Genomic DNA, 23,006 nt, shown 5'->3' with positions numbered 1-23,006 from the left:
CGCTTCGATAATCGAAGCGGGCTTTTTTGTTTTTGTCCAAGTCGCGTGGGACCTTATTTGCCAATGAACTCAAGGACGGCCGCCGCGGCCTTTTCGGCTGGCGGCTTTTGCCCGCGCCCCATTATGTCCAGCGCATCAAACTGCGCCTGCACTTGGGCCTCGCGGAGCGCCCTGTCGTCCAGACGCGCATCTACCGCCTTAACGAGGTTATCGGCCGTGGCATCGTCCTGAACGAACTCGGGCGCGATCTCCTTTTCCGCCATGATATTGAACAGGGTGATATGCTTTATCGTGGCGACATTTTTGAAAATCCATGCCGTCAGCGGTTCGACCTTGTAGGCGATAATCATCGGACACCCCGCCAGGGCCAGCTCCGTCGATACCGTACCCGAACAGGCCAGAGCGAGATCCGCCGCCATCATGGCCGAATGCTTGTCATCCTCGCCTCCGATCAAACGCACAAACGGCAGATCGGAAACTGCGGCTTCGACACGCTCGCGAACCGTATCGGCAACCGGTATCACAATGGTCAGTTCCGGACGTTCCGCGTGCAGGCGCCGCATCGTGTCATTGAAAACCGGCATCAGCCGCTTGATTTCGCTGGGGCGTGACCCCGGAAGGACCAACAGCACCTGATCCGTCGCACCAAGCCCAAGTTTTGCGCGGAATTTCGTCGGATCGGCCCGACTGAAATCGACGTTCAGCGCTGGATTGCCGACGACAACCGTCTTCAGGCCCTCTCGTTCAAAATAAGGGGCATCCATTGGATGCAGGGCTAAGAGCAGGTCGACAGCCCGCGCCAGGGTTTTCGCCCGCCCCGGCCGCATGGCCCACACCTGAGGCCCGACATATTTGATCAGCTTGACGTGCGGCATGGCCTTGCGAATGGCGTTGGCGACCCGAAGCGTGAACCCCCAGGAATCAATCAGGACAACCACGTCCGGCTTCTGAGCCTGGGCGTAGGCCACGGTTTCACGTACGCGCTTCATGACACGGCCATAGGCCTTGAGACCTTCCACCAGCCCCAGAATAGACAGCTCAGAGATGTCGAAGGGGCTATCTACGCCCATTTCGGCCATGCGGACGCCACCGACGCCTGAAAAGACAAAATCCGTATCGGGCGCCTGGGCGCGCAACTGGGCTATCAGGCCAGCTCCAAGGGCGTCTCCGGACGCCTCGGCAGCAACCAGCATGATACGTTTCTGTTTAGTGGACATCGTGACCGTAAATGAAGACGCCCAATTCGGCGGCGCGGGCATAGACGGCGGGTTTATCAACAATCAGCAGATGATGAGAACGTGCCACAATGCCGCACAGGCCGGCGGCCGCGACGTCTTCGACCGTCTGAAGGCCAATCGTCGGCATGTCGAGACGTAAATCCTGTATGGGTTTTGCTAGCTTGGCCAAAACACCCTTGCGATTGACAAGCGTTCCCCGAAGGACCGGATTCAGGTTCACTATGCGCCCCAGCATGGCCTGGGTGCCTTCCTGGGCTTCGACGGCCAAGGTAATGCGGCCCGCTACCACGACCGCCTGGCCGATATCGAGCGCACCGACGGCGGTTGCGACCCGCATAGCTTCCTGTGCGTCTTCCATGGCCTCTGGAGAGGGGTCGGGACCGGCCTGTAACCCAGCGCCTATCAACAGCTCCGGGTTCACCTCATGCGCGCCTTCGATGTGATAGCCTTGGCTGGCGATAACCTTCGCCACCTGCCGCAGCAGGGAATCGTCCCCGCCCCGCCCCGCCGTCTGGATGCTCCGCAGATGTTGCGCGCCGTGATCCTTTTGCATGGTGTCGAAATCTGGACGCTGGACATAGCCGCACATGCACACGGTTTTGACCTGTTCCACTGCCAAAATTTCGAACAGCCTGGCGAAATCCCCGAGACCGAGCGTATGTCCCGGATGCGCATCAAGCATGGCATCGGACAGGCCGTCGATGCGTATAACCGTATAGGCCCGGTTCGTGCGCTGAAGGTAGGCGGCAATTTCAACCGGCAGGGAGCCCCCGCCGGAGATGAGGGCCAGTTTGTTGTTGGACATACGCCCTCCTGTATTGGGGTATAAGGCCCGCGGCCCCATGTCTTATTCATTTCTTTCCCGCCCTAAAGGCGGGGAAAGAAAAGAAGGAAGGAAATGTGAGGTCATAGCCCCCACAACCCAAAAACTATGATGGCGTCAATCCGACGGCAAGCAGATCGGCCGCGTCGAATCTTCACGAATGAACCGCACGATTTCCACCACCTGATCGATATCTGAAAAATTTTCCAGAACATCGTCCAGGCGTTCCTGGAACGTGCCCTCTTCGGCGAACATCATGCGGTAAGCCGTACGCAGGGCCAGGATGAGTTCACGCGAAAAGCCGCGGCGCTTCAGTCCGACCAGATTCAAGCCTTCCAGCCGCGCATGATTTCCCCAGACGGACCCATATGGAATGACGTCCTTGGTGACAATGGCGCCACCGCCGATAAAGCTGTAGCGACCGAGGCGCGCGAACTGATGCACGGCGCACGACCCGCCAAGGAAGACGAAATCCCCGACCTGGACATGACCGCCACAGGAGGCCTGATTGGCCATGATGACGTTATTGCCGAGAATGCAGTCGTGCGCGATGCCCGACCCCGCCATAAACATGCAGTCATTGCCGGCAATGGTGACGCCGCCGCCCTTTTCAGTGCCCGTATGCATGATGACATTTTCCCGCACCAGCGCACGTTCACCGACGATAAGCTTGGTCGGTTCGCCTTTGTGAGCCAGGTGCTGCGGCGGTCCACCCAGGCAAGCAAAGGGATGCACCATGCTGTCGGCCCCGAGTTCGGTAATCCCGTCGATCACGACATGGGATTTCAGTTGCACGCGGTCCTTCAATGTAACCTGTGACCCGACGATGCAGTAGGGCCCGATGGATACGTCTTCACCAAGCTGAGCGCCATCCTGCACGATCGCCGTCGGGTGTATGGTTACAGTCATTTTGGGCTCTCAACCACCATGGCGGCAAACTCAGCTTCGCAGACGATCTTGTCGTTCACATAGGCCTCGCCGCGAAATTTGAAAATGTCGCCGCGGTGACGCACGACCTTGACGGGCATGCGGACCACATCCCCCGGACGGACCGGGCTGCGGAACTTTACACCATCGATCGACATAAAGAAGATGGTCTTGCCTTCAACATCTGCGTCCAAAGATTTCGACATCAGGACGGCGCCGGTCTGGCCCATGGCCTCGATCAGCAGCACGCCCGGCATGACCGGATTTTCGGGAAAGTGCCCGTTGAAGAAGGGTTCGTTAAAGGTGACATTCTTGATGCCTACCATCGAGGTGTTCTTTACCCAGCCTTCGCCGCGATCGATCAGCAGAAACGGATAGCGGTGCGGAATACGCTTGAGGATTTCGGCATAGTCCACCGCGATGCCGACGTCTTCACCCGCCGTATCCGTAATTTCCGCCGCTTCGTCAGCCGTCGTCGTCATGAAATGTCTTACCCTTTGTCTTTTGCCATAGCGTTTTTCTCCAGCCACACCATTTCGCGCAGGAACTGGCGCGACGGTTTGGCGGGGAAGCCGGAAACCATTGCTCCGGCGGCCACATCCTTGAATACAACTGCCCCAGCGGCAATCTTTGCGCCAGTGCCAATTTGAATATGATCGATAATACCGGCCCGTCCGCCGAACATGGCACCATCGCCGACGGTTACGGAGCCCGAAATTCCCGAGTGCGCGGCAACGATGCAGTTGCGGCCGATCTGACAATTGTGACCGATCTGGACCATATTATCGATCTTGCTGGCTTCGCCGATGACCGTGTCGTCATAGGCGCCCCGGTCTATGCACGTGCCTGCGCCGATACTGACATCGTCTTGCAGGATCACGCGTCCCAGTTGCGGCACATCTATGAGTCCACGGGCATCACCCGCCACACCGAAACCGGATTCGCCAATGTGAACACTTGACGCCAGTCTGACGCGATCACCGATCAAGGCGCAATAGACCGTGGCATGGGCGCCAATCTGGCAATCCCGTCCTATGCGGCAGCCTGGACCGATCACCGCATAGGCTTCGATGCGCGTGCCCGCGCCTATTTCCACATCCTGGCCGATTACGACGCCGACGCCGAGAGACACGCCTTCCTCCAGGCGTACGCTACTATGTATGGCCGCTTCGCCGTCGTGGCGCCGCGTGGAGTACAGGCAGGCCGCAATCCGCGCCCAAGCTGCTTGTGGGCTGGCGCTGATGATGGCGATACTGTCAGATGGGACATGCTCGACAAAATCGGCCGGCACAAATACAAACTCGGCCTGTGTACGATGCAGGTTGGTCAGGTATCGCCGGTCACTGAAAAAGGCCGCCTTCCCAAGACCACCCAAAGATAAAGGGGCGCAGGCCGTTATGAACCCACTCCCCTTTTCCTCCGGCGTATTAAGCCGGGTCGAGGTCATAGCTACCGCCTGATCCAGGTCTATTTTTGAACCAACATCAAAAAAGCGCAGATCAGGCATTAGCGGTTTTAAACTCGTTATTTCTTCGGTGCGGCACCAGCTCCCGCAGCAGGTTGGTCGAGGCTGACGCGGTTGAACGTCGGCAACAACTCGCCCGAGGCATCCATCTTTTGCACAACCGCCGAGGTGATGTTCATCGCCGGGTTGGCATAAAGGAAGCTGGTCTGAGTCGCGCCACCATTCGTATTCGCAGACGATTCATAATGCAACAGGCTGTCAGCCGACAGAACGGTTGCGCAGGCCTTTTGCGTCACAACCGCATTGATTTGCGGGATCATCTTCGAGAAGATCGCCTGCATCACCTCCTGCTGGGTGTACTGCATTTCCTGGTTACGTTGCTGAACCTTGGCTTGGAAAGCTTGACGCTTGCCTTCCCAGGCTTGCGCCTTGCCTTCCCATGCGGTCTTGCCAGCAGGGGTGGCTGAGCTGGTTTTTTGCGACGCCGTCAGGGCCTTATATTCGTCCTCAATGGCCTTGCCTTCAGCGGACAATTCCGCGTCGACCTGGGCCTTCAGTTGAACCAGGCGGTCCGAAGCGGCCTTACCCATCGCCGAAGTCGACATGGCGGATTGTTCGTCAAGCACGCACTGACCGGGAACGGCAGCGCCGAAGGTCGGCGGCGTGGGCGCGGCGGGCGCAGCAGCCGGGGCGGCAGTCTGGGCCAAGGCTTGGCCCGCGATCAGGGCACCGGCACAGGCGATAACGAAGAGCGAAGTTTTTTTCATGTTCTTGGGGTCCATCTCTGGGGTATTTTAGGTTAGAACTGCGTGGATTGGGAGAAGCGGAAGGACTCGACTTTATCGTAGGACTGCTTGGACAGAACCTGGCTCAGGTCGAACTGAACCGGGCCCATCGGCGACTTCCAGCGAATGGTAACGCCGGCGGACGCACGCAACGACAGATCATCGACAATGTTGGTGCGACGGGCACCAGTCGAATCAATCTTCAGGCGATTATCTACAGTTCCCAGCGTACCTAAATCGACAAATAGAGCTGTTTTAAGGCCGTATTGGTCTGGCAGGCCATTAGGAATGCCGAGTTCTGTGGAGCTGATGGCGAAGGTTTGGCCGCCGATGGCATAACCGGTCGAGGTATCACGCGGCCCCATGCCAGCGTATTGGAACCCGCGCATGGAGTCGCCACCCTTGTAGTAGCGGTCATTGATGCGGACGGCATCGCCGCGCCATGGCACGATCGAGCCGGCATTGCCGGAAATATGCAGGACCATGTCCTTCTTGAAGCCGTAATACCAATGGCCTTCGATTTCTGATTTCACGTATTTGACATCGCCGCCCACGCCCGCAAAATCCTGACGCAGTGTCGCGGTCCAGCCGCGTGTCGGCTGAACGTAATCGTTACGCAGATCGAACGACAGCGAATACCCCACGGACGAGGTAATGCCTTGGCCGCAATTGTAAAGCAGACCGTCACAGCTTGACGCCGACGTGTACTGGATATTGTCGCTTTGATAGTTGTAACGCAGGCGCAAAACCGAGAAACCATTCAGATTGTAGCCCATGCGCACGCCTCCACCAATCGTATCGGTCGAGTAGTCAACACCATCATAATGGTAAGAGCTTTGGAACAGGTCGAAACCGGCCTGTATGTCGCGGCCCATGAAGCGCGGCTCGGTAAACGAGAAATCGATCTGTTTCGATATCGACCCCGTGGATACACGGGCCCGGATCTGCTGACCTGTACCGCGGAAGTTCGACTGCGTGATACCGATATCGAGGATGAATTTCTGGATCGACGAGAAACCAGCGCCAAACGACAATTCACCCGTCGGCTGCTCCTGCACGGCCACTTCGATATTGGTCTTACCGGGTACGGACGACGGCTTTTCGGTTACGTTGACATCCTTGAAGAAGCCCAAACCACGGACATACATCTTTGAACGCTCAAGCAGGGCCTTGTTGTAGGCATCGCCTTCCGACACCAAAATCTGGCGACGGATAACGCGGTCCAGGGTTTGGGTATTGCCGACGATGTTGATCTTGTCGATATAGACGCGCGCGCCTTCGTGCACGTTGAAAACAAGATCGACATTCTTGGTGTTCGGGTCGGCTTCTTCCGAAGGACGGATGTCGACAAACGCGTAGCCGGCCGCGCCAGCAGCGAATGTCAGGTCATCCACCGCTTTTTCAACGCGATCACTTTCGTAGAGTTGCCCCGGGCGGATGGAGATCGCATGCTGAAGATTTTCGGCCTTCAGCTTGTCATTGTCAGTCTTGATCGTGATGCGCCCGAAATTATATTTCTGGCCTTCATCGATGGTATAGGAAATAGCAAAGTTGCGGCGATCCGGTGTCAATTCGGCAACCGCCGATATGACGCGGAAATCGTAATAACCACGGTTCGTATAGAACTTACGCAACTGTTCGCGGTCGTAATCCATCCGATCGGGGTCGTAGTTGTCGTTCGACGAGAAGAACTTCCACCACAAGGATTTTTGCGTAACGACAACGCTTTTCAGGTCGTTGTCCGAAAAGGCATGATTACCGATGAAGTTGACGTTGGACACGCCGGTCTTCGGACCTTCGACGATTTCGAAGATCAGATCGACGCGCTTTTGCGGCAGTTCGACGATCTTGGGCGTGACGGTCGCCGAGATACGGCCACCCTTACGGTACAACTCGATAATGCGTTGAACATCTTCCTGAACCTTCGCCTTGGTGAATACACCGCGAGGACGGATCTGCACTTCATCTCGCAGCTTGTCCTTGGTCATGGCGTGGTTGCCCTCGAACACCACTTGGTTGATGATCGGGCTTTCGACCACGGTCACCACCATCTCATTGCCGTTCATGGCAATCTGGACGTCCGAGAAGAGGTCGGTGCGATACAGGGTTTTGACACCCAAATCGATTAATTGCGCGTCGACGGTTACGCCAGGCTGGAACGGCAGATAGGAAATGATGGTCGCCGAATCGATCCGCTCATTTCCCTTCACCACGATATGATTCACATAAGCGGTCTGGTCCACGGGGGCCGGGGCGGCCTGCGGCGCCGCAGCTTGGGGCGGAGGAGCCACGGCGGCGGGGTCTTGGCCACCGGTGGAGGCATCCTGCATCAGGGTTGCCGCGTGCGCGCCCGAAGCCAAAAGACCTAAATTCATCAGGGCCAGTACGCTGACGCTGAGAGTAAGTGAGCGTGTAAAGGTCATTTGGCCTCTTGTAACCATGGACTGGGCGGCGCGCGCCTTTGATCCGAAAACGAAATTGGGAACGGAGTTCACGAGAAAAGCCCCCCGATGAACTTGCTCAGACCCATGTGGTTCATATCGTTCCAGAATGCGAATAACATTAAGCCTATTACCAGCACTATAGCAATGCGGAAGGCGGCGTTTTGGATTCCTGCCGGAATGGGCTTTTTGGCCACACTCTGATAGGCGTAGAAGGCGAGATGACCACCATCCAACGCAGGGACCGGCAACAGGTTAAGGAAGCCGACGCCGATGGAAATCATCGCGGTGAATTGCAGGAACAGCAGCGCCATATTGACGCTTTTCTCATAGACGGTAAGCTGAGACTTAGCCATCGCAACGGTGACATCGCCCGTCGCCTTGGTCATCCCCAAAATACCACTGATCTGGTCACCGTTTTCTTTTCCGGTGAAAATACGGCTTATATAGGTCAGATTTGTATCAAGGGCGCGCCACGTCTTGGCGTTGCCCATGACCAATGCTTCCCAGGCATTAACCGGGCGCCTGACGATCTCTCCCCCCAACGCAATCCCCAGCACGCCACCGGTCACCGTATCGTTGGGCTTACCTAGGTCGAGCAAGGCGCGCTTCGGGGTCAGCACAAGCTTTATGATCTGCTGGCCACGCTGAATTTCGACCGGCGTCGGCGTTTCGGCGCGCAAAGCGATCATAATGCGGGCCTCATCTTCGGATGCGACCTTATGCCCATCGATCGAAAGAAACGTGTCCCCCACCTTAAGACCCGCCGCCTCAGCGACATTACCCGGCGCAAAACCCATCACGGTCGGTTTGCGGTATTGTTCGCCTAAGGCAAAACTGACGATGCTGAGCAGGAGGATGGCCAACACGAAATTGGCCGCGGGTCCAGCCAGGATAATGAGAAAACGTTGCCAAAGTGGCTTGAAATGGAAATAGTCATTGACGGCATCGGCGCCTTCTCGCGCCGTGATCGCGGCGCGTGATGCCTCTAGATCCTCCTTGGATGGCATCATGGAGGTAATATTCTCGTCGCCGGCAAATTTGACGTAACCGCCGAGAGGTATGGCGCTCAGGCACCATTCGACGCCATTCTTGGCCTTGTGACGCAGAAGCACTTTGCCGAACCCGACAGAAAATCGTTCAACACGGGTCCGGAACAGGCGCGCGATACCATAGTGTCCGTATTCGTGAAAGGACACGATAACCGAGATCATGATCAGAAAGGGCACGACGCCCGCGATCAAATTCAACAAATGCCGTCTCCCCTACCCTACGCCCGCAAGCGCGACTCGGCGAAAAGTTCGCCCATCAAACGCCGGATATCGCGGTCGATGTCCAGCGCAGATATCATCATGCCATCGTTCGTATCACGATTAACGTGATCTTTGGAAGGGATAGACGGCAATTGAGCCCGCATCATGGCAGATTCCACAAATTCGGCGATCTGCAAAAAGGCGATTTTGCGGTCCAGAAAGGCCTGTACGCAGACCTCGTTGGCGGCGTTGAAAACCGTCGGCATCCCCTGGCCGGCTTCCAGGGCCTGACGCGCTAGCCTCAGCATTGGAAAGGCATCGAGGTCCGGTTCGGCAAAGGTCAGTGTACCGCGCGCCGCCAGATCCAGGCGCGGCGCCTCCCAATCTATGCGATAGGGCCAGGCCAGGCAGTAAGAAATGGGCACGCGCATGTCAGGTGAGCCCAGTTGCGCCAGCGACGAGCCGTCCCTGTATTCGACCATGGAATGGATCACCGACTGGGGATGAACAAGCACGGAAATTTTGTCAGCCGGGACATCAAACAGGTAGGCCGCTTCGATGAATTCGAGCCCCTTGTTCGCCAGCGTGGCCGAATCGATGGTGATCTTAGCGCCCATCGACCAGTTCGGATGCTTCAGAGCCTGTTCCACCGTCACCGATTTCAGGTCCTCACGCGTCCGCCCCAGAAACGGCCCGCCTGAGGCGGTCAGGATAAGCCGGGACACGCGGTCGCGTTGCGATTGATCGAGCACCTGGTAAATGGCGTTGTGTTCGGAATCGACCGGCAAGACGCGACCGCCGTGCGCTTCGACGCGCTCAATCAGCGCTCGTCCGCAACACACCAGGCTTTCCTTGTTTGCCAAAGCCAAAACGGCACCGGTCCCCGCCGCAGCCCAGGTCGGCTTAAGCCCCGCAATCCCGACAATTGCCGCCATTACCCAGTCGGCCTTACGCCCGGCGGCAGCGCAGACAGCCTCTTCACCACAGGCAATCTCAAGCCCGGCATTACCGATAAGCTTCCGGAAACGGCTCCATTGGACGGCGTCGCCAAGAACCGTGATGGCCGGGCGGTATTTCAGCGCCTGTTCGGCCAGCAACTCGACGTTTCGCCCGCCGATAAGGGCTTCGATGACATAGTCTTCACCCAGGGTGCCTGTTTCATCGAGCAGGCGCAGGGTGGAAACACCGATCGACCCCGTAGAACCGAGAATGGATATGCGTCTCATATCTCGGTCCCCAACAAAACCAATAGCCGAATGCCGCCGATGGCGACGATAGCAAACATTAAACCGTCGACGCGATCAAGCAACCCGCCATGGCCGGGGATAAGCGTGCCGGCATCCTTGACGCCGAACCGGCGCTTTAGCGCGGACTCCCACAGATCGCCGCCCATAGTGGCCAAGGCAGTCAAAAGGCCAACCATTGACGCCGAAATATCGTGCTTAAATAACCCGGTCAGGTCCGACAGGGCGCCGGCCGTCAGCATCCCGGCAATCAAACCGCCAGCGAAACCGGACCATGTCTTGTTCGGCGAATAGCGTGGCCAAAGCTTGGGGCCGCCCACCATTCGCCCGACCAGAAACGCTGCGCTATCGGCTGCCCAAGCGATAAGAAAGGCAAACAACACCCACAAGGTGCCATTTTTGCTTTGGTGCAGCCACATGATCACGATCGCCGGCCAGCCGATATACATGGCGCCATAGGCCGCATCCAACCACCCGACGTGCAGCCGGTAGGCATAGAGTCCCGCGCACAAGGCTCCGAAAGTCAGAACCAAAATCGACAGAATCGGATGCCCGAGGAAACCAACGAACAAGGCGCTGATGGCCGCCAGGGCAACAGCCACCGATATTCGACCGGAAATATTCGGGGCCATCATCAGTCCCCATTCGATGCACAAAAGCGCCACACCGACGCTGAGCATGACCAGGAACGGGCGATGATCCGGCAACATAGTGATAACGAGAACAACCGCAATCAAGACGAGCGCCGACACGATTCGAATCGCCAGCTCACGCCCTTTGCTGCTTGGTTTCGCAACGGCTTTCAAGGCGTCATCAGGGCTTTTGGACATGTCCCGTTTCCACGGCGCCGAACCGGCGATCCCGGCGGGAAAATATGTCCAGCGCGGCCTTTAAATGTTCGCGACCATAGTCCGGCCAAAGGGTGTCCTGAAATACGAACTCAGCGTAAGCCGCTTCCCACAGAAGGAAGTTCGATAGCCGGTGTTCACCACTTGTCCGGATAAGTAGGTCGAGCGGCGGCAGACCGCTGGTCGACAGATAACCACCAAAGCTTTCCGGCGTGATGTCGTCCAGATCGATGGCGCCCGACTTGACGCCGGCAGCTATAGCTTTCGCCGCCTCCACGATATCCGCCTGAGCGCCGTAGTTCAAAGCGACCTGAAGGAAAAAACGCGAATTATCCTTGGTTTTTTCATGGGCATCATTGACCATGCCAACGATATCAGCCGGCAGGCCCGCCTTCTGGCCGACGATGCGTACACAAACACCTTCTCGGCGCAGGCGCTCGAGGTCCGATTTTATAAAGGCCCGCAATAGCCCCATCAGGTCGTTGACTTCGGATTCCGGACGACGCCAGTTTTCCGTTGAAAACGCAAAAACCGTTAGATGTGTCACGCCCAGATCAACGGCTGCTGTTATGGTGCGTTTCAACGCACCTACGCCGGCCTTGTGACCCATGGTTCGTATTTGGTTTTTCGCCTTGGCCCAACGTCCGTTACCATCCATTATGATGGCGACGTGCAAGGCGGTGCGAGCATCGCACGCCGTCAGGTCATGGGCCGTCACTCCCGTACGAGAGGTGACAGTCAGAGCATCCGTGGGGCCTAACGGCATAAACGCAACTTTCCGGCGGACAGGCCTATACCTGCATGATTTCGGCTTCTTTGACCTTCAGCAATTCGTCGATACGCTTGATAGCCGCATCCGTAAAGCCCTGGACTTCAGTGCCGCCCTTCTTCTCTTCGTCCTCGGAAATCTCCGACGCCTTTTCGGCCTTTTTGAGATCGTCCATGGCTTCGCGACGTACGTTGCGAACCGCAACCTTCTGGCTTTCCGCGTACTTTCCGGCGATCTTGACCAATTCCTTGCGGCGCTCCTCGGTCAGCGGCGGAATGGGGATGCGCAGAGTCGTGCCGTCCGTAATGGGATTCAGGCCCAGACCAGAATTGCGTATGGCCTTTTCCACAGCGATAACCGTACCCTTGTCATAAACATTGACACTGATCATGCGCGCTTCCGGCACGGATATGGCGGCGCAGGCAGTAAGCGGCATGGTCGAACCATAGGCGTCGACCACGATCTGATCGAGCAATGAGGCCGAAGCACGGCCAGTGCGCAGGCCGGAAAAATCTTCCTTCAGCGCATCGACCGCCTTATCCATGCGATCTCTATAGTTGGTGAGTTCGGGCTTGGCCATTGGGCCCTCCTTATTTCTTGATGACGGTATAGGTGCCGCGGCCGTGAATGACCTCATTCAGCGCACCCGGCGTACGGATGGAAAAAACGACGATCGGGATATGGTTTTCCCGCATCAGCGACACCGCCGACGCATCCATTACCCTCAGATCGCGCGACAGCACTTCGAGATAGCTCAGATTGTCGTAACGTTCGGCGGTCGCATCCTTCTTGGGGTCGGCCGTGTAGACGCCGTCGACCGATGTCCCCTTGAACAGAGCGTCGCAATTCATTTCCGCCGCCCGCAAAGCGGCAGCCGTATCTGTAGTAAAATACGGCGCGCCCGTTCCTGCGGCGAAAATGACAACACGGCCTTTTTCGAGGTGGCGAATAGCGCGGCGGCGTACGAAAGGTTCGCATACGGCATTCATCTGGATCGCCGATTGGACACGTGTATCGATCCCTTGGCGTTCCAACGCATTTTGCATGGCCAAGGCATTCATGACCGTGGCCAGCATACCCATGTAATCAGCGCTGGAGCGTTCCATGTCGCCGGCCGCTTTGGATAGACCACGGAAGATATTGCCGCCACCGATAACGAGACACAATTCCACGCCCAAACGCGCCACGGCGGCGACTTCCTCAGCGACGGCCTGGACCGTCTTCATGTCGATGCCGAAACCTTGGTCCCCCATCAGCACTTCGCCGGAGACCTTGAGCAGCACACGTTTATAGGCGAGCGGTTCCGAAGATGGGATGGTCATTTGGCAGGCTCCGGAATCAGTCAGGCGTCAGGGTAAGAAGGCTTTAGCGCTTTAGCGGTCTTTTGTCATAAAAAAGGGGCGCCGGCATGTCAAATGCCGACGCCCCGATTCCGGTAATGAAATGGCTTATTGGCCGCCCATCATCGATGCGACTTCGGCCGCGAAGTCTTCGGTCTTCTTTTCCACGCCTTCGCCGAGGGCGAGACGGTTGAAACCGACGATCTTCACGGGGGTGCCGAGCGTCTTAGCGGTTTCTTCGACCAGTTGTTCGACGGTCTGATCCGGATTCATGACGAAGGCTTGCTTATGCAGCACGACTTCTTCGTAGAACTTGCGGATACGGCCTTCGATCATCTTTTCGATAACCTGCAACGGCTTGCCGGATTCCTTGGCCTGTTCCGTCAGAACCGCCTTTTCGCGTTCGACGTGTTCCTGGTTCAGGTCTTCGACGTTCAGCGACAAGGGCTGGGTCGCGGCGATGTGCATGGCAACCTTGCGGCCCATGTCCTTCAGCGCTTCCGGGTCACCGGCCGACTCGATCGCAACCAGAACGCCGATACGGCCGAGATCCGGCGCGATGGCATTATGGATATAGGTGGCGACGACGCCTTCCGAAACGCTGAACTTGGCGAAACGGCGCACAACCATGTTTTCACCGATCGTGGCGATCAGGTTGGTGATTTCGTCGTTGACGGCAGCGGCGGTGGCTTCGACGGTATCGACATCGAGCGCGGCCTTGCTGGCGTTGCGGGCCAGGGCCTGGAACAGGTCGTTACGCGACACGAAGTCGGTTTCGGCGTTCACTTCGACGGCAGCGGCGGTCATGCCCTTGCCTTCGACCTTGGTGGCGATGGCGACAAGACCTTCGGCGGCGACGCGGTCAGCCTTCTTGGCGGCCTTCGAAAGGCCTTTGGCGCGCAGCCAGTCCATGGATGCGTCGATGTCGCCGTTGTTCTCGGCCAACGCCTTCTTGCAGTCCATCATACCCACGCCCGACTTTTCGCGCAGTTCCTTAACCAGGGCAGCAGTGATTTCAGCCATGAAATCCTCCAAAGTTTAGTGTTTAAGTTCTCGCAGCGTCTTAACTGCGGTACATGTCAATTCAGCAACAGCTTAAAGCCACCCAAAAACAACGTGGGGGCCTTAAGCTGCTGCAAGTCTCGATAGGGCCAACTATCGACGTTGGCCCCCATATAGGAAGCCTTAGGCCTCGGTGGAAGCCTCAGCGGTATCCTCGGCAACCAGAGCCGGCTCGACCGGATCGATCGAGGCGCCCAGATCGCGGCCGGAGGCCACTTGACCGGCAGCCAGACCGTCCAGAACCGCATCGGCGACTAAGTCGCAATACAGTTGCAGGGCGCGTGCGGCGTCGTCGTTACCCGGAACCGGATAGGTGATGCCGTCCGGATCGGAGTTCGAGTCGAGGATCGCGATGACAGGAATGTTCAGCTTGCGCGCTTCCTGGATGGCAATGCCTTCCTTGTTGGTGTCGATCACGAACATCAGGTCGGGGATACCGCCCATGTCCTTGATACCGCCCAGCGACAGCTCCAGCTTTTCGCGTTCGCGGGTCAGGGTCAGCAGTTCCTTCTTGGAACGGCCGGCCGGATTGTTGTCAAGAACCTGTTCCAGTTCACGCAGGCGAGCGATCGAACCCGAAATGGTGCGCCAGTTGGTCAGGGTGCCACCGAGCCAGCGGTGGTTGACATAGTATTGGGCCGAACGCTTGGCGGAGGCCGCGACCGGGCCTTGCGCCTGGCGCTTGGTGCCGACAAACAGGACGCGGCCACCGGCGGCGGCCACTTCACGCACCTTCAACAGGGCTTGGTGGAACAACGGCAGGGACTGCGACAGATCGATGATGTGGATGTTGGAGCGCGAACCGAAGAGGTAGCGTTCCATTTTCGGGTTCCAGCGGTGCGTCTGGTGACCAAAGTGAGCGCCAGCTTCGAGCAGCAGACGCATGGAGATTTCAGGCATAGCCATAATATTGTATCCTTCTTCCGATAATCCTCCGCAGATAGAAAAGCCTGGCGAGCCCATGCCCGTTTCAGCCTCGGAACGCTGCATTCAAAAGAAAGACGGCGCGCATCTGCGTGTGAGATGGCGTGCACCTAGTCACAATTGTAAGAAAAATCAAGCCTTGCGACGCATAAAAATTCCGATCAGGCGTCTTCGATTTCCAGAATGCCGGACATATGTTTCAAAGCGCCACGCAAGTGGGCATCCAGGCTATAGCGATGCGGCAGCTTGAACTCGATCTCCCCCTCGCCGCCCAGATCAGCCGAAACGCTGATTTCGCCGCCCTTCGGCGCCTTGGACGCCTCGACTTTCTCGCGCAATTCCGCCAGGTCGATGACGTTGGCCAGAACACGGACTTTTAGCCCCATCTCTCCGGTATTGAGGACGGCAGACAGAGGTTGCGCCTCATCGCCGAAGAAGCGCACCTCTCCGTCGCGGCCCTTGCTGCGCACCTTCAGCACAATGGATGCGCCGACCTCCAGGTGATCGCGGTTCTTGCGCAAGGATTCGGGTGGGAACAGGACCTCGTATTCGCCACTGGGGTCCGAAAGCGTAACAAAGGCGAACTTGTCGCCCGACCCCGCAGCCGCGCGCTCCTGTTTGCGACGGATAATGCCAGCCATGCGGAACGCCTCGCGCCCTTCGGCGGCCAGAGACAAGGCGTCGGCATATAGGGTGACATTGCGGCGCTTGAAGACATCAAGCATATCCTGAAGCGGATGGCCCGACAGATAAAAGCCGATCGCTGCCAGTTCTTCGTCCAGGCGCGCAGGGCCCGACGTCATAGCGACCTTCGGCAAACGCGGTCGCGACGATTCGTTGGAGCCAAACAGGCTAACCTGGGAGGCCGCCCGGTCGGCCGCCATGCTCTGGGCGTAGGCAATCAAAATGTCGGCCGCAGCCACGATCTGGGCACGATTGGGATGGATCGAATCGAAAGCCCCCGCCTTGGCCAGGTTTTCCAGTGCGCGTTTGTTCACCGCCTTGGGGTCTATACGTTCGAGGAAGTCAAAAAGATCAGTGAACCGCCCCCCTTCCTCACGCGCCTGGACAACACTCAGCATAGCTTCGAAGCCGACATTGCGGATGGCGCCCAGCGCATACAAGACTTCGCCATCCTCGACGTCGAAATCGGCCATGGAGCGGTTGATATCTGGCGGTCGCACGGTGACGTTGAAGCGCCGCGCATCCTGATAAAAAACAGCCAGCTTGTCCGTGTTGGTGATATCTAGGCTGAACGAGGCAGCAAAGAATTCGACCGGATAGTTCGCTTTCAAATAGCCAGTTTGATAGGAAATGAAGGCGTAGGCCGCGGCGTGGGACTTATTGAAGCCGTAGCCGGCGAACTTGTTGACCAGTTCGAAGATGCTGTCCGACTGGCGCTCATCAACGCCCTTTTCCTTGGCGCCGGAAATGAACCTTGCTTTTTGCAAGTCCATTTCTTCCTTCTTCTTCTTACCCATGGCGCGGCGTAGAAGGTCGGCTTCACCCAGGCTGTATCCCGACAGGATCTGCGCAATCTGCATCACCTGTTCCTGATAGATGATAACCCCGTAGGTTTCCTTGAGCACGGGCTCAAGGCTGGGGTGCAGCATATCGATTTCCATGCGACCGAACTTACGGTCAACGTAAGTGTCGATATTATCCATCGGTCCCGGGCGATAGAGAGAAATCAAAGCGGTGATTTCTTCCAGGGAGCCGCAACGCATCTTGCGCAGCGTATCGCGCATGCCCTGACTTTCCAACTGGAACACGCCGATTGACTGGCCCGATGCAAGCAACTCATAGGTAGCCGCATCGTCGAGGGGCAAGGTGGTGTAATTGATATCAATCCCACGCTTGCGCAGATAGTTTTGCGCACGCTTGAGCGTGGTCAAGGTCTTTAGGCCGAGGAAGTCGAATTTGACGAGCCCCGCGCTTTCCACCCACTTCATATTGAATTGCGTCGCCGGAATATCGGACCGCGGGTCGCGATAAAGCGGCACCAATTCGGTCAGTGGCCGATCACCGATGACGATACCGGCGGCGTGGGTCGACGCGTTGCGGTACAGGCCTTCCAGTTTCAACGCCGTGTCCAACAGCCGCTTGACCGCCTCGTCGTCGTCACGCGCCTCCTTCAGGCGCGGCTCGATTTCAATAGCCTGCGCCAAGGTCGTCGGATTGGCCGGGTTGTTAGGGACCATCTTGCACAGACGATCGACCTGGCCGAGCGGCATTTGCATGACACGGCCGGTGTCCCTCAGCACCGCGCGCGCCTGCAAGGTACCAAAGGTGATGATCTGGGCCACACGGTCGCGGCCATATTTTTCCTGAACGTAGCTGATAACCTCTTCGCGCCGTTCCTGACAGAAGTCGACGTCGAAGTCGGGCATGGAGACGCGTTCCGGATTCAGAAAGCGCTCAAACAGCAATCCAAACCGCAAGGGGTCGAGATCGGTAATGGTCAATGCCCAGGCGACAACCGAACCGGCCCCCGAACCCCGGCCTGGTCCGACGGGAATATCATGGTTCTTGCCCCACTTGATAAAGTCGGAAACGATCAGGAAGTAACCAGGAAATCCCATCTGCTGAATGATGCCGATTTCCCGCTCCAGACGCGCCCAATAGTCTTCCTCAGGCACAGCCAGCTTGATCTGCTTAAGGCGATCCTTCAGTCCCTCGCGCGCCTGATAGGCCAGTTCTTCGGCCTCATTTCGGCCCGCGCCCGTATCGAAACGCGGCAGGATCGGATCGCGTTTGTTGACCAGAAAAGCACAGCGTCGGGCGATTTCGAGGGTATTGTCACAGGCTTCCGGCAGGTCCTCGAACAGATCCCGCATGGCCGAAGCCGGCTTGAACCAATGCTCCTTAGTCACCTTGCGGCGGTCATCCTGGCCCATATAGGCGCCGTCGGAAATACATAGGAGTGCTTCATGCGCCGAAGCCAGATCACGTGTCGCGAACTGGACATCGTTGGTCGCTACCAAAGCCACATCGTTCGCATAGGCGAATTCGACAAGACCGAATTCCGTCGCACTGCCCTTGATACCGCCATGCGGACTACCGTCGTGACGCTGTAGCTCGATATAGAACCTATCGCCAAACGCCTCATGCATAGCCCGCAACGCGGCCTTTGCTTCATCGGCTTTGTTCTGACGGAACATGACGTCAACGGGGCCGTCAAACCCTCCCGACAGCAGGATCAAACCTTCATTATGCTGAACCACTTGATCCCAACGGACGTGCGGTTCTTCGGACGCATCGGCATCAACATAAGCAATAGAGGAGAGTTTGGTGAGGTTGAGATATCCGGTTTCATTCTGCACGAACAAAACCACGGTCGGAATTTTCCCCCATCGCTCGGCCGGCATACCGCCTATACCGAGGACAGGCAGAGAGCATCCGATAATGGGTTGAACGCCGGAGTCCTTGCAGGACTGGGAAAATTCAAGGGCGCCAAAGAGATTGCACCGGTCGGCGATTCCGACAGCCGGCATATTCTGCTTGTGCGCCAGCTTGCCCATGTCATAGGCCTTGATGGCGCCTTCCAGGAGCGAATAAGCCGACTTCACCCTAAGATGGACAAATGCTTCGCTCAAGGCCCGCTCCTGTTAAAAGGCTTTGGCCATCTGCTTCAGCGACTCAGTCGCGACTCAGGCCGCAAGCGACAGCACATGACACATGATAACGACAAAGCCTGTAACGGCTACGAAAGACAACAGGTTATGCAGGGCGCTGACCATTTTTCCACATCCTCGTTCTGAAGCGATAAGTTCTTATAACGTTCTCAATTCTTGATTTGTTCTATATTCCCCTTTTGTTCCACACGCAAGCGAGAATCTTGTCCACAGCGGAACAAAGTTATAAGCTGTTGAGAGTTTTGTGGATTTATTCCGCCGCGAAGTCCATTGGCACCAGTTGACCGTCTGACAAACGCACGACCCGATCCATGTGGCGCGCCAGTTCCAGGTTGTGGGTCGCGATCAACGCCCCAACGCCCTGCTCTTTTATGATGGCTTTCAGAGCATCGAACACCTGTTGAGAGGTGGCCGGATCCAGGTTGCCGGTCGGTTCGTCGGCAAGCAGCAGACGCGGCTTGTTCGCCAAGGCCCGCGCGACGGCGACACGCTGCTGTTCCCCCCCCGACAGCTGCGCAGGCAAGTGATCAAGGCGTTCGCCCAGTCCCAGCGCTTCAAGCAATTGACGCGCCCGCGCTTCGGCTTCCTTCACCGGACGCCCCAAAATCCGCTGCGGCAGCGCTACGTTTCCCAGTGCTGTATATTCCGGCAAAAGATGGTGGAACTGATATACAAAACCGATCTTTTGCAGACGCGCGGCCGTTCGCTTGCGCTCATCGGCGGAATGAAAATCCTCGCCATCGATAACAAGCCGGGCATTGGGGGCGGCTTCAAGCAGGCCTACGGCGTGCAGCAGCGACGACTTCCCCGAGCCGGACGGGCCGACTAGCCCAACCAGCTCTCCCGGCTGAACCTCAAGGTCGACGCCTTTTAGAACGGCCAGAGTGCGGCCGTCACCCAGGGCATAGTCGCGATGCAAGCCTTTAAGCGACAGGACGGGCTTATTCATAGCGCAGGGCCTCCACAGGTTCGAGTTTCGATGCCCAGAGCGCCGGGAAGAAGGTAGAAATACAGGCGGCCAGGAAGGACGCAATCACCACAAAGGCCACTTCGGTCGGCTCCATCTTGGCCGGGACCGCGTCAAGATAATAGACGCTGGGGTCAAACAGTTTGGTGTGAAAGACCCATTCCAGAAAATGTTGGATCTGGGCAATAAAGGTGCAAAACAGCGCGCCAATGATCAACCCGCACGCCGTACCCAACGCACCAATCGTCGTGCCAGCAATAAAGAAGATGCGCAAAATCGCGGCCCGATCGGCGCCCATTGTCCGCAATATAGCCACATCGCGCGTCTTATTCTTCACAAGCATCACAATTCCGGAAATGATGTTGAGCATGGCGATAATGACGATGAAGAACAGGATGAAACGCATAGCTGTGCGCTCGATCTTCAGCGCGCTCCACATCGACGCGTTCTGTTCCTTCCAGTTGTAGACCAAGGCCCCCTGCCCGCCCACCGCTGCGCGAATAGCCGGCTCATAGGATTCAACCTCGTAGGGCTTCTTGACCTTGATTTCGACCTGGTCCCACTCGTCTTCGCGATCGAAGAACAGTTGCGCCTGCGTGATCGGCAAATAGATAAACAGGCGGTCGATATCGCTGACACCGCTGTTGAACAACCCGCCGACCGTATAGACCTTGCGGCGCGGCGCGGCGCCAAAGGCCGTCGAACCGCCCGGCGAGATCAGGGTGAGCTCATCGCCCGCATTGACGCCGAGATTTTGCGCCAGGTCATCCCCCATGAGGATCGTGTCGCCGCCGTAGTCGCCGACGCCAAAATTAGCCAGCGAACCGCCTTTGATGTTGTCGCGGATAATCGGCGTAGCCTTGATGGCCGACGGAATAACGCCGCGCATCAAGGTCGGCATGGCATCGCCGTGCGCGCTTTGCACAAGACCAGGCGAGTCGATATGCGGCGTCACCTGCGTCACCCCCGGAACGGCGGCGATCCGCTTCAACATGTCGTCGCGATGGGCGAAATCGTTCAACGGTGCGCCCGCGACATAGACGTCACCACCAAAACCGAGAAGACGCGATACCATTTCGTCGCGAAACCCGTTCATGACCGACAGGACGCTGATAAGAGCCGTCACCGCCAGCATGATACCAACGAAGGAAATGATGGCGATGGCGGCAATGCCGCCGTCCTTACGTTTGGTACGCAAATATTTGAAGGCGAGATCGAATTCCCAGGCCTTGAAGCCGAACAGCGCCCCCATGCATTACGCCTTAGACAGTTGTGCCAGAGCCTCATCGAAGGGCACGGTGAGACGTTCGCCTGTGGCGCGGTTCTTTATCTCCACCTGACCGTCAGCCAGCCCCTTGGGCCCGATGATCAGTTGCCACGGCACACCGATTAAATCCATCGCGGCGAACTTGGCGCCCGCGCGTTCATCGCTGTCATGATAGAGGACATCGCGTCCGGCAGCAGTCAAAGCCTTATAGGCCTTTTCACACGCGGCATCGCAAGCCGTGTCGCCTTGACGCAGATTTATAATGGCGACCTCGAACGGCGCGACACTTTCCGGCCAGATGATCCCCGCCTCGTCATGCGACGCTTCGATGATCGCCCCCAGCAGACGCGACACGCCGACGCCATACGATCCCATGTGCACGGTAATTTCGCCATCGGGCCCATTGACCACGGCGCGCATCGGCTTGGAGTACTTTTCGCCGAAGTAGAAGATATGGCCGACCTCGATACCACGCGCCGACAACTGCTTGTCTTCGGGAATCTTGGCGAAGGCTTCCGGATCGTGCATTTCTTCGGTGGCGGCGTACAGAGCCGTCCGTTCCTGGAACACACCTTCCAGGTTATCCCAATCGACATCGTTGCCCGGCGCGGGCATGTCAACCAGATCCTTGTGACAGAAGACGGCACTTTCGCCGGTTTCCGCCAGAATGATAAATTCGTGGCTAAGGTCGCCGCCGATCGGACCGGTGTCCGCACGCATGGGCACCGCCTTCAGGCCCATACGGGAGAAGGTGTTCAGATAGGCCGCGAACATGCGGTTATAGGCCTTGCGTGCCGACGCCTCATCAATGTCGAACGAATAGGCGTCCTTCATCAGGAACTCACGCCCGCGCATGACGCCAAAACGGGGACGCTGCTCGTCGCGGAACTTCCACTGGATGTGGAACAGGTTCAGCGGCAGGTCCTTATAGGAGCGTACCGTGCCGCGGAAAATTTCCGTGATCATTTCCTCGTTGGTTGGACCGTAGAGCATCTCGCGCTCGTGACGGTCCTTGATACGCAGCATTTCCTGGCCGTAGTCCTCGTAACGACCGGATTCACGCCACAGGTCGGCCAATTGCAGGGTCGGCATCAGCAACTGGATGGCGCCAGCGCGCGTCATTTCCTCTTCGACGATCTTTTCGATCTTTTTGAGCACCTTCAGGCCCAACGGCAGCCATGCATAGATGCCGGCGGCCTCCTGACGGATCATGCCGGTCCGCAGCATCAGGCGGTGGGAGACAATCTGAGCCTCGGCGGGGTTTTCTTTGAGCAGGGGCAGGAAAAAGCGCGACAGGCGCATGGGAAGAATCCGTAATCTAAAAGCAAAGGCTGCGCGCCAAACAAAATTCAGAGCGATGGTCGATTCGACCTGATCTACTATCGCTCTAGTGACTTGAACCCAAAAGGGAAAGGCACTTTTTGGACTGGATACGCCACCGGGACAGGCACGTAGACGCCTGAAGTTTGGAACCTAATGGACAAAAAATGCGGCGGATTCGCGACATCCACTGCAAGGCGTATCATCAGGCAGTTGGAATATTGGGCAAGGGGAAATGGAAGACGAACATGAATAGCATCACCACGATCCATACCACGAGCGCGACGAGGCTGTTGATCTTGACCTTCTTCGAAAGATTATGAGTGATCGGTGCACCGGGGTCATGCCCTCGCTCCGTCAGAGTGCCTTCTTCGGTCGGCGTACGGTTCCACAATGGCAATATGGCGAAAAACGTCACCCACCAGATCATCAGGTAGATGGCAGCCCAACTAATCAGATTCATCGGCGTTCCTTATCGTTGTTTTTGCGGTGACGGCGGGCGATCACAGCAATCCATACCGGAGCGATATAAACAGGCGTCAAGGCGTACCATGGAAAGCCGCCCGCATCGTGCCGGTCGACACGCAAAGCCAGCCAGGCCACAGCACAGGTAATGGCGACAATCAGAATGATGGAAACAATCGCTAAAATCTTAAATCTGTTCGACTTCGACTGTGCGTCCGTCACGTACGTCCCCT

Annotated in this window: 21 protein-coding genes; all 21 read right to left on the bottom strand. The window is 57.4% G+C overall.

Going from position 1 to position 23,006, the window contains the following annotated elements:
* Positions 1 to 53: 53 nt before the first annotated feature.
* A complete protein-coding gene (lpxB, locus tag AEAC466_RS37770) occupies positions 54 to 1,193 on the bottom strand; it encodes a lipid-A-disaccharide synthase (RefSeq protein WP_023459109.1) in 1,140 nt (379 codons plus the stop codon).
* 13 nt (positions 1,194 to 1,206) lie between these two features.
* Positions 1,207 to 2,043, bottom strand: a complete 837-nt coding sequence (locus AEAC466_RS37765; protein WP_023459108.1) for an LpxI family protein — start codon at positions 2,041 to 2,043, stop codon at positions 1,207 to 1,209.
* A 135-nt stretch (positions 2,044 to 2,178) separates the two neighbouring features.
* The gene (gene lpxA, locus AEAC466_RS37760) at positions 2,179 to 2,970 is read right to left on the bottom strand and encodes an acyl-ACP--UDP-N-acetylglucosamine O-acyltransferase (protein WP_023459107.1); all 792 of its coding nucleotides are present in this window, start codon (positions 2,968 to 2,970) and stop codon (positions 2,179 to 2,181) included.
* On the bottom strand, positions 2,967 to 3,470 hold the full coding sequence (gene fabZ, locus AEAC466_RS37755; protein WP_023459106.1) for a 3-hydroxyacyl-ACP dehydratase FabZ: 504 nt from the start codon (positions 3,468 to 3,470) through the stop codon (positions 2,967 to 2,969). Before fabZ ends, lpxA begins: the two co-directional genes overlap by 4 nt.
* An 8-nt stretch (positions 3,471 to 3,478) precedes the next feature.
* Entirely contained in the window at positions 3,479 to 4,495 is a 1,017-nt protein-coding gene (gene lpxD / locus AEAC466_RS37750) for a UDP-3-O-(3-hydroxymyristoyl)glucosamine N-acyltransferase (RefSeq protein WP_023459105.1), read from the bottom strand.
* Positions 4,496 to 4,512: 17 nt separating this feature from the next.
* Positions 4,513 to 5,220, bottom strand: a complete 708-nt coding sequence (locus tag AEAC466_RS43855) for an OmpH family outer membrane protein (RefSeq protein ID WP_162148960.1) — start codon at positions 5,218 to 5,220, stop codon at positions 4,513 to 4,515.
* Positions 5,221 to 5,252: 32 nt separating this feature from the next.
* On the bottom strand, positions 5,253 to 7,661 hold the full coding sequence (gene bamA, locus AEAC466_RS37740) for an outer membrane protein assembly factor BamA (RefSeq protein ID WP_023459103.1): 2,409 nt from the start codon (positions 7,659 to 7,661) through the stop codon (positions 5,253 to 5,255).
* A 68-nt stretch (positions 7,662 to 7,729) separates the two neighbouring features.
* Positions 7,730 to 8,932, bottom strand: a complete 1,203-nt coding sequence (locus AEAC466_RS37735; RefSeq protein ID WP_031239121.1) for a M50 family metallopeptidase — start codon at positions 8,930 to 8,932, stop codon at positions 7,730 to 7,732.
* Positions 8,933 to 8,949: 17 nt separating this feature from the next.
* Positions 8,950 to 10,158, bottom strand: coding sequence for a 1-deoxy-D-xylulose-5-phosphate reductoisomerase (gene dxr / locus AEAC466_RS37730; protein WP_023459101.1), 1,209 nt, complete (start codon positions 10,156 to 10,158; stop codon positions 8,950 to 8,952).
* Positions 10,155 to 11,006, bottom strand: coding sequence for a phosphatidate cytidylyltransferase (locus AEAC466_RS37725; protein WP_023459100.1), 852 nt, complete (start codon positions 11,004 to 11,006; stop codon positions 10,155 to 10,157). Before AEAC466_RS37725 ends, dxr begins: the two co-directional genes overlap by 4 nt.
* Positions 10,990 to 11,790: a polyprenyl diphosphate synthase gene (uppS, locus tag AEAC466_RS37720; RefSeq protein ID WP_031239118.1), complete on the bottom strand. Its 801-nt coding sequence runs from the start codon at positions 11,788 to 11,790 to the stop codon at positions 10,990 to 10,992. Before uppS ends, AEAC466_RS37725 begins: the two co-directional genes overlap by 17 nt.
* Positions 11,791 to 11,815: 25 nt before the next feature.
* Positions 11,816 to 12,373, bottom strand: a complete 558-nt coding sequence (frr, locus tag AEAC466_RS37715) for a ribosome recycling factor (RefSeq protein WP_023459098.1) — start codon at positions 12,371 to 12,373, stop codon at positions 11,816 to 11,818.
* 10 nt (positions 12,374 to 12,383) lie between these two features.
* Positions 12,384 to 13,115: a UMP kinase gene (gene pyrH, locus AEAC466_RS37710; RefSeq protein ID WP_023459097.1), complete on the bottom strand. Its 732-nt coding sequence runs from the start codon at positions 13,113 to 13,115 to the stop codon at positions 12,384 to 12,386.
* Between the two features lie 126 nt (positions 13,116 to 13,241).
* Entirely contained in the window at positions 13,242 to 14,156 is a 915-nt protein-coding gene (gene tsf / locus AEAC466_RS37705) for a translation elongation factor Ts (RefSeq protein WP_031239117.1), read from the bottom strand.
* Positions 14,157 to 14,318: 162 nt separating this feature from the next.
* On the bottom strand, positions 14,319 to 15,101 hold the full coding sequence (rpsB, locus tag AEAC466_RS37700; RefSeq protein WP_023459094.1) for a 30S ribosomal protein S2: 783 nt from the start codon (positions 15,099 to 15,101) through the stop codon (positions 14,319 to 14,321).
* A 179-nt stretch (positions 15,102 to 15,280) separates the two neighbouring features.
* The gene (gene dnaE, locus AEAC466_RS37695; RefSeq protein ID WP_031239115.1) at positions 15,281 to 18,715 is read right to left on the bottom strand and encodes a DNA polymerase III subunit alpha; all 3,435 of its coding nucleotides are present in this window, start codon (positions 18,713 to 18,715) and stop codon (positions 15,281 to 15,283) included.
* 289 nt (positions 18,716 to 19,004) lie between these two features.
* The gene (locus AEAC466_RS37690; RefSeq protein WP_023459091.1) at positions 19,005 to 19,703 is read right to left on the bottom strand and encodes an ABC transporter ATP-binding protein; all 699 of its coding nucleotides are present in this window, start codon (positions 19,701 to 19,703) and stop codon (positions 19,005 to 19,007) included.
* Positions 19,696 to 20,973 (bottom strand): lipoprotein-releasing ABC transporter permease subunit, encoded by a 1,278-nt coding sequence (locus AEAC466_RS37685; protein ID WP_023459090.1) that lies wholly within the window; start codon positions 20,971 to 20,973, stop codon positions 19,696 to 19,698. The genes AEAC466_RS37690 and AEAC466_RS37685 overlap by 8 nt, the downstream gene beginning before the upstream one ends.
* A 3-nt stretch (positions 20,974 to 20,976) precedes the next feature.
* Positions 20,977 to 22,290 (bottom strand): proline--tRNA ligase, encoded by a 1,314-nt coding sequence (gene proS, locus AEAC466_RS37680; RefSeq protein WP_023459089.1) that lies wholly within the window; start codon positions 22,288 to 22,290, stop codon positions 20,977 to 20,979.
* A 223-nt stretch (positions 22,291 to 22,513) separates the two neighbouring features.
* Positions 22,514 to 22,771, bottom strand: a complete 258-nt coding sequence (locus AEAC466_RS37675) for a DUF1467 family protein (RefSeq protein WP_023459088.1) — start codon at positions 22,769 to 22,771, stop codon at positions 22,514 to 22,516.
* Entirely contained in the window at positions 22,768 to 22,995 is a 228-nt protein-coding gene (locus AEAC466_RS37670) for a hypothetical protein (RefSeq protein WP_023459087.1), read from the bottom strand. The genes AEAC466_RS37675 and AEAC466_RS37670 overlap by 4 nt, the downstream gene beginning before the upstream one ends.
* Positions 22,996 to 23,006: the final 11 nt, after the last annotated feature.

Source organism: Asticcacaulis sp. AC466, assembly GCF_000495815.1.
In the GTDB taxonomy this organism is placed as follows: Bacteria; Pseudomonadota; Alphaproteobacteria; order Caulobacterales; family Caulobacteraceae; genus Asticcacaulis.
Note: the sequence above shows the minus strand (reverse complement) of the source record. Positions and strands in the feature narration are given on the sequence as shown.